Origin of the sequence: Gottfriedia luciferensis (assembly GCF_001712755.1) — a bacterium.
GTDB classification, from domain to species: Bacteria; Bacillota; Bacilli; order Bacillales; family Bacillaceae_G; genus Gottfriedia; species Gottfriedia luciferensis_B.
Map to the genome: position 1 here is coordinate 24,768 of NZ_MDKC01000008.1, position 14,244 is coordinate 39,011.

The window sequence follows — 14,244 nt, forward strand, 5'->3', positions numbered from 1 at the left end:
TTTATTATCTCTACATATCTCCGTTAAAAATTTTTTCCTTTTGTTTCTGAAACTCATTTTCTGTGATTTTCCCGTCATTTTTTAATTTACTTAATTTACGAAGTTTCACTTCAAAGTCCTCTTTCTCTCTTGTAATATACTCTTCAACATTTGCTTCATAATTGGATATACCACGATTACTAAAAACGTTGTATCCATTGATTATCGTAATCATTAACGCAATTCCGATCCATATCAATCCGATCAAACCAGCTTTTGGTATTACAATTGTAAAACCGAGTACAATAAAAATAATGCCAATCATTAAACCAAAAAATGACTGCCCTTTACTTGGTTTAACTCGAATCTTTCTCAAGTTTCCACCTCTTTTCATTTTAAAGTTAAATTCTGAATGAAATAGAAGCTTTGATCTTAAAATTAAATAAAATATTATTTTGCTTTCGAAATAACTATATTCGACAAATTATGTTTAAATACCTATTGCAAAAATAAAAAACCACCTATTTAGGTGGATTTTTTATTTTTTTATCACGTTATTTAAAATGATTTAACAACATTTTTTCAAACTTCTATCAAAGAGTTATTTTGAAAATTTTTCTTTCCATTCACTTAAATACAAAACCTCATTTGTTTTTACTGATTCTCCATCAAGTAGCGAAATAAACTCTAAACTATTTCCATCAGGATCTCGGAAATAAACACTTGCTGCTGGCATCCAAGTATGTACTACAGGTTCAATTGGATTTAATCCAAAAAAGTTTTCAGATGGTTTTATCCCTCTCACTTTAAGCCATTCAATACTATTCTCTAGTTCATAAAGACTTACGCCAAAAGCAAAGTGGCCTTTGTGAAATTCCTTACCTTTCTCTACCTCCCAAAGTCCGAGCATTTGTTTGTCTTCACCAATAAAAAAGAAAGCAACTCTTCTTCCTTCAATTTTATGAGCGAGCTTAATACCTAGTTTTTCGTAAAACATAATGGATTCATCTAAATTTCTCACTTCTAAATGAGTTTCATATATACTTTTAATCATCGCTTTTTCTCCTCTCATCAGAATAAAGTAATTTCGTAAGTTATTTATATTTTAGCATTAGTCTATTTATTATGAAAAATTCTGAATTTACAACTCCTCGAGAATATCTCCAAGATGATATGATTTAATTAACTTTAATTCCAAATGTAAGGAGGTTTGTAAGTGATCTTCCAATCAAATAAGCTTACTATTCGTCAATTAAAAGAAAGTGATGTTCCCCTTCTAGCAAAATGGCTTTCGAATCCAAAAGTTCTTCAATATTATGAAGGTCGTGATCATCCGTTCGACGATGAAAAAGTAAAAAATATATTTTTTACGAAAGATCCCTCTATTCAAATGTGTATTGTAGTTTATGAAAATATTGAGATAGGCTATATACAATTTTATAAATTAGACAATGAATCAAAAATTGAATATGGCTATGAAAATACAAGTGAAGTTATTTACGGAATGGATCAATTTATTGGTGAAATTGATTTTTGGAATCGTGGAATTGGAAGTTTACTTGTCTCATCGATGGTGAAATACTTAGTGAATAAACAAAACGCAAAAAAAGTAGTAGTAGATCCACAAACATGGAATATACGTGCGATTAAGTGCTATGAAAAATGTGGATTTAAAAAAATTCGATTACTTCCGAAACATGAGTTACATGAAGGCGAATATAGAGATTGTTATGTAATGGAGTATGTTTCAGACTAAATTTTCATCACAAATTGCTAAGACATTTTTGAATAGATTATCATTGGAGATATAATGTTTAACTAATGGCAATTAATAAGGGATCTCTCACTATTTGAGAAATCCCTCATAATCTAATATTTTTAGTTATTGAACAAAAACTTGTTTTAAAGGTTGATCAGCTGGTCCTTCTAATACTTCGCCATAAATTGAAAACCTTGAGCCATGGCAAGGACAATCCCATGATTTTTCACCATTATTCCACTCGACCTCACAACCTAAATGAGTACAAGTTGTATCTACACAATGAACTTTACCATTTACATCTTTATATGCTCCAACTCTTTTACCATCTAGTGTTACAACTGAGCCCTCATCATTGTATAACTCTTCTATTTTTCTAGAAACAGGCTCTAATTTTCCTTCAATTAAATGTTTAGCTACATCTAGGTTTTGCATTAAGAAATGCTTGATACTAGGGTCTGCTTGAAATCTCGATGGAGTGAACACATCAGCATCTACAGCTTCTTTTCCTAAAATTAAATTACTTATTAACTGGGCAGATACTGTTCCACTTGTCATACCCCATTTACGGAAACCAGTGGCTACGTAAATATTTTGATGTTTTGACGATAGTCTACCAATATAAGGCATTTTATCTAAAGTAATTAAATCCTGGGTAGACCATCTGAATAATACATCTTCAATTCCAAAGGTTTCTTCCCCAAAAAGTTTTAAATTTTCATAAAAACTCATAGTACGAGTTTCTACTCCAGTTTTATGACTTTCTCCACCTATTAGTACTAGTTCTTCATTATTATATCTAAATGATCTTAGAGATCTTTTCGGATTTTCAGCACTTATGTACATGCCTCCCGGATATGCTGTTTTTACTTTTGCAGCTAAGGCATATGAACGATCTGCATGTAATTTCGTAAAAAAGAATTGATTACCATCGTAAAAAGGAAAATGGGATGCACTAACAACATGCTTACATTTTATTTTTCTTCCACTTTGAGTGACTACGACTGGGGTGTTACCTGTTTCAACGTCAATAACGACAGTTTCTTCATAAACCTTTAATCCGTTTTCAATTGAAGCTTTTAATAAATGAATCAAGTATTTTAGTGGGTGAAACTGAGCTTGATCCCTCATTGTAATCGAATATTTTGTATCAAAGGGTAATAATGTTTTTACTGCTCCAAATGAGTCGATTTCTAATTTTTCATAAGCTTTCAATTCATTTTCTAGATTCCTTACATAATCATCTGAAGTCGTATAAATGGTTGCATCTTGTGTCTCATAATTACATTCTATTTGATTATCACTCGTATATTTTTTTATAAAATCCATTGCATTTTTAGTAGAATGATAAAAGATTTTTGTCTTTTCTAATCCAAAATGTTGGATTAGCTCATCATATATTAAATCATGCTGTGCTGTTACTTTTGCAGTCGTATGGCCCGTTGTTCCATTAATTATTTTATTCGCCTCAATTAAAGCGACCTTCATACCCGCTTGTGTTAAAAAATATGCGGTTGAAATTCCCGTAATTCCGGCACCAACGATTACAGCATCAAACTCTTCGTCATCGTTAAACGGATCAAAAGTAGGAATATTTAGTCCACTTCTCCAAATTGGCTTTGAGTGCTTCGGCAAGCCATTATAATCAATCTTTTCATTCATCTTTGAATACCTCCATTTATGTTATGTGGTTATTATTACCAAATTGATGGATGTTCATTAAACTAACTTTTCAATACTACTATTTAGTAAATATTGTTAAAATGGAGATAATGATGAATGCTTATCTAACAAAGTAAAAAATTAAGTAAAGAAGGTAATTTACATGGCTTATAGAATAAAAGACACTTTAATTTCTGAAACTGATTTAAAAAATAGAGTAAAAGCACTTGCCGAACAAATTGAACATGACTTTAATAACGAACCACTAATCCTTGTAGTTGTTTTAAAAGGATCATTTGTATTTGCAGCAGATCTAGTTCGTGAAATGAAAAGTAATATTAATGTAGACTTTATTTCTGTTTCTAGCTATAGTAATCAAACTGAATCAACTGGAAAAGTAAGATTGTTAAAAGATTTAGATGAGAATATCACAGATAAAAACGTGGTAGTAATTGAAGATATTATTGATAGTGGCTTAACATTGCACTTTTTACGTGACCATCTTCAAATGCATAAGCCAAAATCGATTAAGATTTGTACTTTATTAGATAAACCTGAAAGAAGAAAAATCGATCTACCAGTTGATTATGTAGGTTTTGTCATTCCAGATGAGTTTATCGTTGGCTATGGAATTGATTATGCACAGCAGTATCGAAATCTACCGTATATCGCAACAGTAGAAGAATATTAATTTAATTTTAAAAATGCCGTTTGATTTTTTATCAAACGGCTTTTTTTATTTCTTGTTAACTTTTTTATTAATTAAGTCGATTAGTAAGTTTCGATCCTCTGGAAAACTAAGCTCTAACTCAATAATTTCATCTGCTGATTTCCAAGCAATATCATATATTAATTGATCAGGGTCTTGAATTTTAGCATAGCCACCAATAATTCTAACTTCAAAATAATGTACTTCTACTTGAAAACCATACGAGATTCCATCTTTAATAAACAATTGCTTAATTATTTCAACTTCATATCCTGTTTCTTCGAGTAACTCTCTTTTACAACACTCTTCAATCGATTCATTTTGTTCTAAACCGCCTGATGGAGTAGCCCAAAGCTTATGTTCGTCAGGCTTGCCTTGAAGTACCATTAATATCTGCCCTTTATGATTAATACAAATACCAGTTGCCCCAATCCATTTCTCCATGAATAGCCACCTCTTTTAGTTACTTTATATAATCTAGCTATTCGATCATTTAATATTTTTTCCTGTTGAATACGGTCCCTTTGATATTTATATAATTTCTTGGGAAAAATAACTCAAAATTAGTAAACGGGGTGAATTTATGAGTCGCAAATTACTACTCATTTTCTTGATCGTTGTTTGTTTAATTATTCCGAACTATAGTTACGCGGAAACTACAGCTAACCCATTAAAAATTGCGTTTATTCGCGATGGATTTGTTTGGATAAAAATAAATAATAAAGAGGAAAAAATAACAAAAGCAAAAGGGGTTTATACGAATCAACCCGAGTGGTCATTTGATGGAAATTATTTAATGTACCAAAAAGAAATACCTATTGGTCCTACAGCATCATATCCTACTCGCTCAGAAATATGGATTTATAATATGAAAACAAAAAAAGAGCAAAGGATCATTTCCGATGGTGAGAATCCAAAATGGTCCCCTACTAAAAATATTTTTGCATTTCTAGATAGTGGTGTGTTGAACGTTTCTGATTTTAAAAATTTTTATAATATTGCACTAGGTGTGGATGATTATAATTGGATTCCAAACGGTAAAGGCTTTATAGCTTCATCAGCCGCAGCACTAAATCCGGACGGTTGGACAAACCCAGTTTTATATAAAATCACTATACCAAATGATTTAAAAAATATTTCTAGCGCAACAAACACTGTAAAACAATTTTTTGTTGTTCCTAAAACCTTAACAAAAGGCAATACTTCCATTCCGTCCATAAATGCGTCAACATTTCAATTTTCGCCTGATCAAAAATGGATCTCTTTTATCGTTAACCCAACAGCTTCTTGGTCTATGGATAGCGACATGCTTTGTATCATTTCTTCAGATGGAAAAGTTTTTGAAGTTCAAGATGAAATTATTTTACATTTAGATAATCCAAAATGGGCTCAAACTAAAAATATATTAGGATACATTGCAGGTGGAGGCAGATTAGTTTTCGGCTACAAAAATAAGAAGATGAATATTACTGAAATGCCTGCATTTACATCAACAAATTTAACACCGCCACATTACGCTGAATTAGGATTTACATGGTGTGATGATACATCGATTGTTGTTTCAAGAGTAAAAGAAAGTGAGTGGTCAAATGATGAAAAGAAACGACCAAAACCATCATTAAATGTGATTAATCTTTCTACTCATAAACAATTAAAAATAACGAATCCACCAACTGGAAAAGGCGATTATAATCCAGTCTACTCTAAGATTACCAATAAAATAACGTGGACTAGAAAAGGCGAATTAGATGTTGTCGGTAATGTATGGATCGCCAATTTGGATGGTAGTAAACCTGAAATTTTATTAAAAAATGTTAGTTCATATTCTATTTTTGAGAGGTAAAAAGGATGAGGATGAAATTTTTCATCCTTTTTCTATTTCAAGACCATTAACGAAGCAATCAATTTGTAAAACTGGTACTACTTTAAAATAGTTTAATTGACTACAATGCCTAACATCTTCTTCAAAGCCCTTCATTCTCAGTTCTCTTCCACTTCCGCATTCCCAAATCAATTCTTTAATTTTATGTTTTGAGTGAAGAAACGCGCCAATACAAACTTCCGCTTCTGGTGATTTTGTTCCTTCTAACTCTGACAAAATTGCTCCTGCTCCTAAATAGTCTTCAATAGAAGGTCTTAGTGCATCCTCATTTTCATGTAAATCATTCCAAACTTCACCGCACGGAATAACTGTTATATTGACATTTTTTTCGTTTTTTAGGCGATTAGCCAAACTTGCAACCGCAGAAGCATTAAGTAAAGAACCAATCAATAACGCTGGCACCTTTGAAGCGATCCATGAACAAAATGCCCCATTTAGAGAACATAAAACAAATTTATGATTGGCATGACGTTCATTAAATGAGACCGGCGAAAGTGTTGCCTTCCCTAAAACTGCCGCTTCATTTCTTCCTAAAATATACTCCGCTCCAATCTTTTTAGCATAAGCTTTCCCATCTAAATTTGGTGGATATGGATAGACGATTGCGTTTTGAAATACTGCTGAAACAACAGTCGATGAAAAACTAAGAACATCAACAATAATCGTAATATCCCCGCGTTCCGCGGCTTCCCTAGCTCCCCTTTTTCCCCACTCTACACGGCATTCATAATTTGATTGATCGAACATGTTCTCATCCCCCTTTATTAATCTTTTAAAATCGTCATACATAAAAAAAGCAATACTCTTTTAAAGTATTGCACTAGTGTGGTGACAAAGTATTAGATTTTCAGACTGATTGCAAATGTTTGACTAGGAGTCTGAAACGGTTAACGATATGTAACTTCTGTATACCCTAAGCTATTTTTAGTTGTCTTCATTGGTTTATTAGGATAATAGAAGACTAAATCTTTATAATTCATCTTATATTTACTTGTTTTAAAGTACTTGTTCAAAAACACAGTTCTCATCTTTTCACCATCTACATAAATTGCTTTTCCTTGAGGGCGATCCTTATCAAATCCATAAATTAGATAATCATTTAAAAAATGCATTCCCTTCCCATCTCCGGCATACAAATGCTCTGCACCTGAAATCGAAGCAAAATTCATATTTAAAAACGATGATGTCTTAAATATATATATACTATGCGGTATATTAGTAATACAAAGAATGTATGGACTATTGGGAATTTTAACCAATTCATAGTCCACTTTTTTAAGTTCTGGTAAATCCTTATGAATAGCGAAACTAACAGCCTTTTCTTTTGAATTAAAATTTATTGATATGTAAGTAAATATGCTCACTAACGCTATAAAAATTAGCACATATGTAATAACTTTTTTATTCATATAAAACTTCCTTATTTAGAAATTAATTTTATTCAGGAAAAGAGCATACACCTAAACGATTTCCTTCTAAATCTTTGAATTCAAACCATTTAAATGTTCCATCTTCATTTAATTTCTCTACTTCTACATCATGTTCTTTTAAGTGATTATAAGCTTGTTCGATATTTGGAGTATAAAAATTAAAACTCATATGCTTATTTGGATTTTCTAGTTGATTAGTTTTTCTAACTAAAGTTAATGGTGTTTCGCCAATATTTAATGCTGCATATCCATTTATCGGATCATTCCATCTAACCGTAAAACCCAATACCGAGCAATACCAATCTACTGCTTTCTCAAAATCAATTACTTGCAGAAAAACTGTATCAATTCTTTTAAAATGCTCTGACATAGCTAAGTCCTCCTTTTTACTACACACTATTTATTCAACACTTATAAACTATTTCCTTTTATATTTCATGCTAAAAATAAAGGGATTTTACTGTAATTAGTCAATTATTTATAAATATTGAAACTAGAAATTGGAGGGGAAATTTTTGATAAAGATTGTTAAAGTAAAAAAAGCCGAAGAATCAAAATTACATAATTTGATGCAATTTTATATTTATGAATTTACTAAATATCTTCCTGAAATTAAACTCGGAGAAAATGGATCTTTTCATAAGTTTAACTTAGAAAAATACTGGCAGGAACAAGATTATCACGCTTTTTTTGTGTTGAATAAAGAAGAATTAATCGGTTTCGCTTTGATTGAAACTTTATCAGAATCCACTTCAAATTGTATAGAAGAGTTTTTTATTATTGAAAAATATAAAGGGCATGGTTTTGGTAAAAAGGTAGCAATAGAACTTTTCAATCTGTTTCCTGGAAAATGGAGTATCTCACAAATTGAAAAAAATGAACCTGCAAAGGCTTTTTGGAGAAATGTAATTAACTATTATACAAAAGGTAACTTTACTGAAAAAGTTGATGAGAATAAAAAGACAATTCAAGAGTTTGATACGAATGAAATTATGGAAAATTAATTTAAAACAAAGCCACCATATTAGTGGCTTTGTTTTGTAATATAGATAGATTTAATTTGCTTTGAAATTATAAAGTGGTTTAATAACTTTAATAACTTCGATTGAATCCTTAGTATTTTCAATGATTTCTTTCATTTCCTTATAAGCCATCGGACTTTCATCTAATGTACTCTCTAAAACTGATGTACTCCAAACATCCTTCATTGTTTCTTTAAACTCATCAAGTGAAAGAGTTGCCTTTGCCTTTGTACGACTGAGAATTCGACCTGCACCATGAGGGGCCGAGTAATTCCAATCTGGATTTCCTTTTCCAATTGCAATCAAACTACCATCTCGCATGTTGATCGGAATCAATACTTTCTCACCTTTTTGAGCGGAAATTGCCCCTTTACGAAGAATCATATTTTCGATATCAATATAATTATGGACAGTCGTAAATTGTTCAACAACTGTTAAATCCATATTCTTTACGATTTCATCCATCATTGCCTTCCGGTTCCATAAAGCATATTCTTGGGCAATTGCCATATCATGCATATATCGATCAAACCAAACTCCTTCTAAATAAGCTAAATCCTTTGGAATATATTGCGACGGAAGACTTTTTAAAGCAGTCTCAATTTCTTTTTCACGGCCTTCATCCCTTAATTGCTGAATGACTTTAGAACGATTTTCTGACTGGCTTTTTAATAATTCATACGCTTTTTTCTGATAAAATTCCGCTACAACTTTACCTAAATTTCGGCTTCCAGAGTGAATAACAAAATAAATATTTCCGTCTTCGTCAACATTGCACTCAATAAAATGATTTCCGCCACCAAGTGAACCTAAGCTAAGCTTTGTTCTTGTTTCATTTAATTCTTTAAAGCAGTGCAGCTTTGAAAAATCAATTTTCTTCACAAACTCATGCTTATTATTTCGAATTGAAAACCCTGATGGAACATGTTTACGAATGACTGCATCTAGTTTTTGAAAATCGATTTCTGTTTGTGAAACTCTTATTGTTTCCATTCCGCAACCTATATCGTACTTTAACCTCTAATTTCTTAGAGAGTGGACTATACCTTCTCTACAATCATCGGAGTATGCAGCTCCTTTTGTAGGCTCGCCGTGTTAATTATTCTATCCGACATTAGAAGGAGAATAATTCTGCACAGGTCGTCTGCTAACAACGTGCAAGTCTCTGAACCATTTGATTATGTCACCATAACCTCTGGCTGCTGATTGCCCTCGACTATATTTTACGTTAGGGTTTCCAGCAATTGAGCGAGTTTTTTTACGTTGGAGCCGTTTTAGTTAACCCCAACGAGATTTGGAACGATTTTATCTTGAATCGTCATTGTCGTTCCAATCGTGCATCCCTTACCTGCATGAGTATCTGGCATAATTCTAATTTTAGAACTTTTCACGAACTCTTGATTACATAGTTCAATAATTTGCCCAATTGCTCCTTGTTCCACATTATCTGTAAATATTTTAGCTTCATTAAATGAGCCTTTAACTGTAAGCATTGTCTTCTCCTTCAAGTTAGTTTTATTTTAAGGCATGACTTTATTAAACTATTTCAAAGCGCTTTATAATAGTTCTTTTTTGACGATTTACTCTAAAGATTTCATCTATTTTATTGATTTTCTAAATTTAATGAATACGAAAGAAATTCTTTATCAACTTGATAGCCATTTTTTTCATACAATGCTTGTGCCGATTTATTATCAATAGCAGTTTGTAAATCCAATGCTTTTGCTTTCGATACGATTGCAAATTTCTTTGCTGCATCTAACAACAATTGAGCTACTCCTTTTTTCCTTGCCGTTTCAGTTACATATAAGTCATTTAATATCCATAGCTTTTTCATTGATACAGAAGAAAATGAAGGATATAACTGAGTAAATCCCATAGATTGATCTTCTTCCTTCACAAGAAAAATAACAGAATCTTGTGTTTTGATTCGTTCCGTTATAAAATCAATCGCTCCGTTTAAATTACTTTCTTGTTTATAAAACATTCTGTACTGATCAAATAAATTTGCTACATCTGTAATATGTTCTGATTTTGCACGAACTACTTCCATCATGTCACCTCTTCTAACTAATAATTAATCTATTAGTTAGTTCGGTATATTTCATTAATTTCCTCTAATCGCTACACAGGGTACAAAACGTACGAAAAATAGTAATTTTTAATTGTAAAGTTAATAATATAAAAATGATCTAATAAATTTCCAAAATTTAGGTTTTCATATGAATTAACTTATAATAAGATTGAAGATGAAAAACTAATTTAATTTTTTCTATTATGTGAAGAAATTAACATGCTTACACTTGGGGTGACAATAAATGGATAAAAAAGCGCTCATTATTATTGATTATACGAATGACTTTGTAGCAGATGCTGGTTCATTAACTTGTGGTAAACCGGCACAGGAAATAGAACAAAGTATTCTTCAATTAACAAAAAATTTCATTAAAAATCAAGATTACGTTGTATTTGCAGTAGACGTCCATGATGAGAATGATCCGTTTCATCCCGAAACAAAATTATTTCCACCTCATAATATTAGACATACTAAAGGAAGAGATTTATATGGTGGATTAATGGATTTATACAATTCATCGAAAGGCAATTCAACTATTCAATGGATCGATAAAACTCGTTACTCTGCTTTTGCAGGAACAGAACTTGAGATAAAACTAAATGAAAGAGGCATTAATGAACTTCATTTAATAGGAGTTTGCACTGATATTTGTGTATTACATACAGCGGTCGATGCTTATAATAAGGGTTATAAAATAGTCGTTCACGAGCAGGCTGTTGCAAGCTTTAATGCAGCTGGACATGAATGGGCATTAAGTCATTTCAAAAATACTTTAGGGGCGGAAATAAGATGAATTACAACTTTCAAGATGATAGCCTTGCACTTCATACAGACCTATATCAAATTAATATGGCGGAAACTTATTGGGGTGACAATATTCACAATAAAAACGCTATTTTTGAACTTTATTTTCGTAAACTCCCATTTGGAAATGGATATGCAATCTTTGCGGGTTTAGAAAAAATAATCAGTTATCTACAGAACTTTAAATTTAGTAGTTCAGATCTTGACTATTTAAAAGAAGAACTCGGATATAAAGATGAATTCATTCAATTTCTGTCTAATGTAAAATTCACAGGTTCAGTTAGAGCAATTCAAGAAGGTGAATTAGTATTTGGCAATGAGCCAATCTTAAGAATTGAGGCACCGCTATTAGAGGCACAATTAATTGAAACTGCGTTATTAAACATTGTCAATTACCAAACATTAATTGCTACTAAAGCTTCACGAATTAAACATATCGTTGGTAATGATACGTTAATGGAATTTGGAACAAGACGAGCCCAAGAATTTGATGCTGCCATTTGGGGAGCAAGAGCCGCTTATATTGGTGGATTCCATGCAACTAGTAACGTTCGTGCTGGTAAATTATTTAATATTCCTGTTTCAGGTACACACGCTCATGCGCTCGTGCAAGCATATCGAGATGAATACATAGCTTTCAAAAAATATGCAGATCGTCATTACAATTGTACATTCCTAGTTGATACATACGATACACTAAAAAGTGGAGTGCCTAATGCGATTAAAGTCGCAAAAGAACTAGGTGATAAAATTAACTTTGCAGCTATCCGACTAGATAGTGGAGACTTAGCCTATTTATCGAAAGAAGCTAGAAAAATGCTCGATCAAGCTGGTTTCGTAAATACTAAAATTGTTGCTTCGAATGATTTAGATGAATATACAATTTTAAATTTAAAATCACAAGGAGCAAAAATTGATTCTTGGGGAATCGGAACAAAGCTTATTACAGCATATGATCAACCGGCTCTAGGAGCTGTTTATAAGTTAGTAAGTATTGAAGATGAAAATGGTAAAATGATTGATACAATAAAAATTTCTCAAAACCCTGAAAAAGTAACAACTCCTGGACTTAAGAAATTGTATCGAATTATTAATACTGTTAACCATCACGCTGAGGCTGATTATATTGCCCTAGAAGATGAAGATCCAGGGTCTGAGGAAAAAATAAAGTTATTCCATCCGATCCATCCATATATCAGCAAGTTTGTAACTAATTTTGAAGCTAAAGAACTTCATCATCAAATCTTTACTAAAGGTGAATTAGTCTACAAAGTGCCAGCCATTAAAAACATTCAGGATTTTGCTGAAAACAACTTAAGTCTACTTTGGGAAGAATACAAGCGTGCATTAAACCCTGAAGAATATCCTGTAGACTTAAGTCAAAAATGTTGGGATAACAAAATGGAAAAAATAGCAGAAGCTAGAAAGAAAACAGAGGAAATGAAAAATGGCTAAAATTGGGATTTATGGCAGTTCGTTTGATCCGATTACAAACGTTCATTTATGGACTGCAAGTACGATTGCTCATCGTTGTCAATTAGACAAAGTTATCTTTTTACCCTGCTCTTCAAAAAGAAGAGATAAACAATTACATAATACTGATGAACATCGTTGGAATATGTTAAAATTAGCGATTCAAAACAACTCAAAGTTTATTGCAGACGATTATGAAATGAGTAAAGAGGCTTGGGAAGTATTCACTTACTATACAATGAACCATTTTAAAGCTAAATATAATGAAGATGAAGTTTATTTCATAATGGGAGCTGATCTCCTAGAAGATATAGCAGAAGGAAAATGGAAATACGGAGATCAATTAGTTTCCGAAAATAAATTCATTGTAATGGCCCGTGATGGAATTGATATGCTAAAGACCATCTCTCGTTCTCCCTTATTAAGAAACAATGATAACGGTTCAAGATTTCATCTAATTGATAAAGGATTAGCGATGGAAATTAGTTCAACATATATTCGAGAAGAGTTTGCTAAAGGCGGCGAGCCAAGATATTTATTACCTGAGGATTGCTATGCTTATATAAAAAAATACAATCTGTATCAAAAGGAGAATGAAGATTGAACAGTTTACAAAAAGAAATTGTCGAAGAAATGAAAGTAAAGCCAGTTATCGATCCTAAAGAGGAAGTAAGAATAAGTGTTGATTTCCTAAAAAGCTATCTTAAAAAACATCCTTTTTTAAATGGTTTTGTATTAGGTATTTCAGGTGGTCAAGATTCAACTTTAACAGGAAAACTTGCACAAATAGCAATAGATGAATTAAATAGTGAGCAATCAGAAAAAAATTATCAATTTATCGCAATTCGATTACCATATGGCGTTCAAATGGACGAAGAAGATTGCCAGGAAGCGTTAAAGTTTATTCAACCAACTAAGACATACACAGTGAATATTAAAGCTGCTGTAGATGCTAGTGTAAAAACTTTAAAAGATATTGGCGTTGCCCTTACTGATTTTGCAAAAGGGAATGAAAAAGCACGTGAAAGAATGAAAGCTCAATATAGCATTGCTGCTATGAATGGGTGTGTTGTCCTAGGCACTGACCATTCCGCTGAGGCGATTACTGGTTTTTATACTAAATATGGCGATGGTGGTTCGGACCTTTGTCCGATATTCCGTCTAAATAAGCGTCAAGGAAAGATGCTACTAAAAGAATTAAATTGCCCACCAAAGCTATATGAAAAAGTTCCAACAGCTGACCTTGAAGAAGATCGCCCACAATTAGCAGATGAAGTCGCTCTTGGAGTTACATATGATGACATCGATGATTACTTAGAAGGTAAAGAAATTAATAGTGACTCTCAAGCAAAAATCGAATCATGGTTTAATAAATCTAGACATAAGAGACAAATGCCATACACTGTTTTTGATAAATTTTAATTCATTAAAGCTACCTATTTAGGTA

Annotated in this window: 16 protein-coding genes and 2 pseudogenes; 8 read left to right on the plus strand and 10 right to left on the minus strand. The window is 32.0% G+C overall.

What is annotated here, in order from left to right:
- Positions 1–10: 10 nt before the first annotated feature.
- Together BED47_RS08300 and BED47_RS08305 are read right to left on the minus strand one after the other, a co-directional pair.
- Positions 11–355, minus strand: coding sequence for an SHOCT domain-containing protein (locus tag BED47_RS08300; RefSeq protein WP_069033267.1), 345 nt, complete (start codon positions 353–355; stop codon positions 11–13).
- Positions 356–580: 225 nt separating this feature from the next.
- A complete protein-coding gene (locus BED47_RS08305; protein ID WP_069033268.1) occupies positions 581–1,033 on the minus strand; it encodes a VOC family protein in 453 nt (150 codons plus the stop codon).
- Positions 1,034–1,195: 162 nt separating this feature from the next.
- Here BED47_RS08305 and BED47_RS08310 point away from each other — a divergent pair, with 162 nt between their 5' ends.
- Positions 1,196–1,735: a GNAT family N-acetyltransferase gene (locus BED47_RS08310; protein WP_069033269.1), complete on the plus strand. Its 540-nt coding sequence runs from the start codon at positions 1,196–1,198 to the stop codon at positions 1,733–1,735.
- 126 nt (positions 1,736–1,861) lie between these two features.
- On the opposite strand, the gene BED47_RS08315 is transcribed toward BED47_RS08310, so the two are convergent.
- Entirely contained in the window at positions 1,862–3,400 is a 1,539-nt protein-coding gene (locus BED47_RS08315) for an FAD-dependent oxidoreductase (RefSeq protein ID WP_084006833.1), read from the minus strand.
- A 163-nt stretch (positions 3,401–3,563) separates the two neighbouring features.
- On the opposite strand from BED47_RS08315, the gene hpt reads away from it, so the two are divergent.
- Complete coding sequence (gene hpt / locus BED47_RS08320) at positions 3,564–4,091, plus strand: hypoxanthine phosphoribosyltransferase (protein WP_069033270.1); 528 nt, start codon at positions 3,564–3,566, stop codon at positions 4,089–4,091.
- Positions 4,092–4,136: 45 nt separating this feature from the next.
- Here hpt and BED47_RS08325 read toward each other — a convergent pair whose 3' ends face one another.
- Positions 4,137–4,553 (minus strand): NUDIX hydrolase, encoded by a 417-nt coding sequence (locus tag BED47_RS08325; RefSeq protein WP_069033271.1) that lies wholly within the window; start codon positions 4,551–4,553, stop codon positions 4,137–4,139.
- Positions 4,554–4,692: 139 nt separating this feature from the next.
- On the opposite strand from BED47_RS08325, the gene BED47_RS08330 reads away from it, so the two are divergent.
- The gene (locus BED47_RS08330) at positions 4,693–5,952 is read left to right on the plus strand and encodes a TolB family protein (protein WP_069033272.1); all 1,260 of its coding nucleotides are present in this window, start codon (positions 4,693–4,695) and stop codon (positions 5,950–5,952) included.
- A gap of 21 nt (positions 5,953–5,973) precedes the next feature.
- Here BED47_RS08330 and BED47_RS08335 read toward each other — a convergent pair whose 3' ends face one another.
- From BED47_RS08335 to BED47_RS08345, 3 genes are all read right to left on the minus strand, one after another.
- Positions 5,974–6,738 (minus strand): 2-phosphosulfolactate phosphatase, encoded by a 765-nt coding sequence (locus BED47_RS08335; protein WP_069033273.1) that lies wholly within the window; start codon positions 6,736–6,738, stop codon positions 5,974–5,976.
- 140 nt (positions 6,739–6,878) lie between these two features.
- Complete coding sequence (locus BED47_RS08340; protein ID WP_069033274.1) at positions 6,879–7,400, minus strand: hypothetical protein; 522 nt, start codon at positions 7,398–7,400, stop codon at positions 6,879–6,881.
- A 28-nt stretch (positions 7,401–7,428) separates the two neighbouring features.
- On the minus strand, positions 7,429–7,791 hold the full coding sequence (locus tag BED47_RS08345; protein WP_069033275.1) for a VOC family protein: 363 nt from the start codon (positions 7,789–7,791) through the stop codon (positions 7,429–7,431).
- 145 nt (positions 7,792–7,936) lie between these two features.
- Between BED47_RS08345 and BED47_RS08350 the strand changes: the two genes are divergently transcribed.
- A complete protein-coding gene (locus BED47_RS08350; protein WP_084006834.1) occupies positions 7,937–8,425 on the plus strand; it encodes a GNAT family N-acetyltransferase in 489 nt (162 codons plus the stop codon).
- Between the two features lie 51 nt (positions 8,426–8,476).
- Here BED47_RS08350 and BED47_RS08355 read toward each other — a convergent pair.
- From BED47_RS08355 to BED47_RS08365, 3 genes and pseudogenes are all read right to left on the minus strand, one after another.
- Positions 8,477–9,451 (minus strand): annotated as a pseudogene (locus tag BED47_RS08355) (RtcB family protein); the annotation flags it as partial.
- A gap of 269 nt (positions 9,452–9,720) precedes the next feature.
- A pseudogene (locus BED47_RS08360) lies at positions 9,721–9,936 on the minus strand (RtcB family protein); the annotation flags it as partial.
- Positions 9,937–10,046: 110 nt separating this feature from the next.
- Positions 10,047–10,496 (minus strand): GNAT family N-acetyltransferase, encoded by a 450-nt coding sequence (locus tag BED47_RS08365; RefSeq protein ID WP_069033277.1) that lies wholly within the window; start codon positions 10,494–10,496, stop codon positions 10,047–10,049.
- A 265-nt stretch (positions 10,497–10,761) separates the two neighbouring features.
- Between BED47_RS08365 and BED47_RS08370 the strand changes: the two genes are divergently transcribed.
- From BED47_RS08370 to nadE, 4 genes are read left to right on the plus strand one after another with little or no spacing between them, the layout of a single operon-like run.
- Entirely contained in the window at positions 10,762–11,313 is a 552-nt protein-coding gene (locus BED47_RS08370) for a cysteine hydrolase family protein (protein WP_069033278.1), read from the plus strand.
- The gene (locus BED47_RS08375) at positions 11,310–12,779 is read left to right on the plus strand and encodes a nicotinate phosphoribosyltransferase (RefSeq protein WP_069033279.1); all 1,470 of its coding nucleotides are present in this window, start codon (positions 11,310–11,312) and stop codon (positions 12,777–12,779) included. Before BED47_RS08370 ends, BED47_RS08375 begins: the two co-directional genes overlap by 4 nt.
- Positions 12,772–13,401 carry a nicotinate (nicotinamide) nucleotide adenylyltransferase gene (gene nadD, locus BED47_RS08380; protein WP_069033280.1) on the plus strand — a complete coding sequence of 210 codons (630 nt, stop codon included), beginning with the start codon at positions 12,772–12,774 and terminating at the stop codon, positions 13,399–13,401. Before BED47_RS08375 ends, nadD begins: the two co-directional genes overlap by 8 nt.
- Positions 13,398–14,219, plus strand: a complete 822-nt coding sequence (nadE, locus tag BED47_RS08385) for an ammonia-dependent NAD(+) synthetase (protein WP_069033281.1) — start codon at positions 13,398–13,400, stop codon at positions 14,217–14,219. Before nadD ends, nadE begins: the two co-directional genes overlap by 4 nt.
- Positions 14,220–14,244 lie beyond the last annotated feature (25 nt).

Excerpts from the sequence above, each read along its gene's own strand:
- BED47_RS08305 (WP_069033268.1), bottom strand. The coding sequence starts at position 1,033 with ATGATTAAAAGTATATATGAAACTCATTTAGAAGTGAGAAATTTAGAT.
- BED47_RS08315 (WP_084006833.1), bottom strand. The coding sequence starts at position 3,400 with ATGAATGAAAAGATTGATTATAATGGCTTGCCGAAGCACTCAAAGCCA.
- hpt (WP_069033270.1), top strand. The coding sequence starts at position 3,564 with ATGGCTTATAGAATAAAAGACACTTTAATTTCTGAAACTGATTTAAAA.
- BED47_RS08325 (WP_069033271.1), bottom strand. The coding sequence starts at position 4,553 with ATGGAGAAATGGATTGGGGCAACTGGTATTTGTATTAATCATAAAGGG.
- BED47_RS08330 (WP_069033272.1), top strand. The coding sequence starts at position 4,693 with ATGAGTCGCAAATTACTACTCATTTTCTTGATCGTTGTTTGTTTAATT.
- BED47_RS08335 (WP_069033273.1), bottom strand. The coding sequence starts at position 6,738 with ATGTTCGATCAATCAAATTATGAATGCCGTGTAGAGTGGGGAAAAAGG.
- BED47_RS08340 (WP_069033274.1), bottom strand. The coding sequence starts at position 7,400 with ATGAATAAAAAAGTTATTACATATGTGCTAATTTTTATAGCGTTAGTG.
- BED47_RS08345 (WP_069033275.1), bottom strand. The coding sequence starts at position 7,791 with ATGTCAGAGCATTTTAAAAGAATTGATACAGTTTTTCTGCAAGTAATT.
- BED47_RS08365 (WP_069033277.1), bottom strand. The coding sequence starts at position 10,496 with ATGGAAGTAGTTCGTGCAAAATCAGAACATATTACAGATGTAGCAAAT.
- BED47_RS08370 (WP_069033278.1), top strand. The coding sequence starts at position 10,762 with ATGGATAAAAAAGCGCTCATTATTATTGATTATACGAATGACTTTGTA.
- BED47_RS08375 (WP_069033279.1), top strand. The coding sequence starts at position 11,310 with ATGAATTACAACTTTCAAGATGATAGCCTTGCACTTCATACAGACCTA.
- nadD (WP_069033280.1), top strand. The coding sequence starts at position 12,772 with ATGGCTAAAATTGGGATTTATGGCAGTTCGTTTGATCCGATTACAAAC.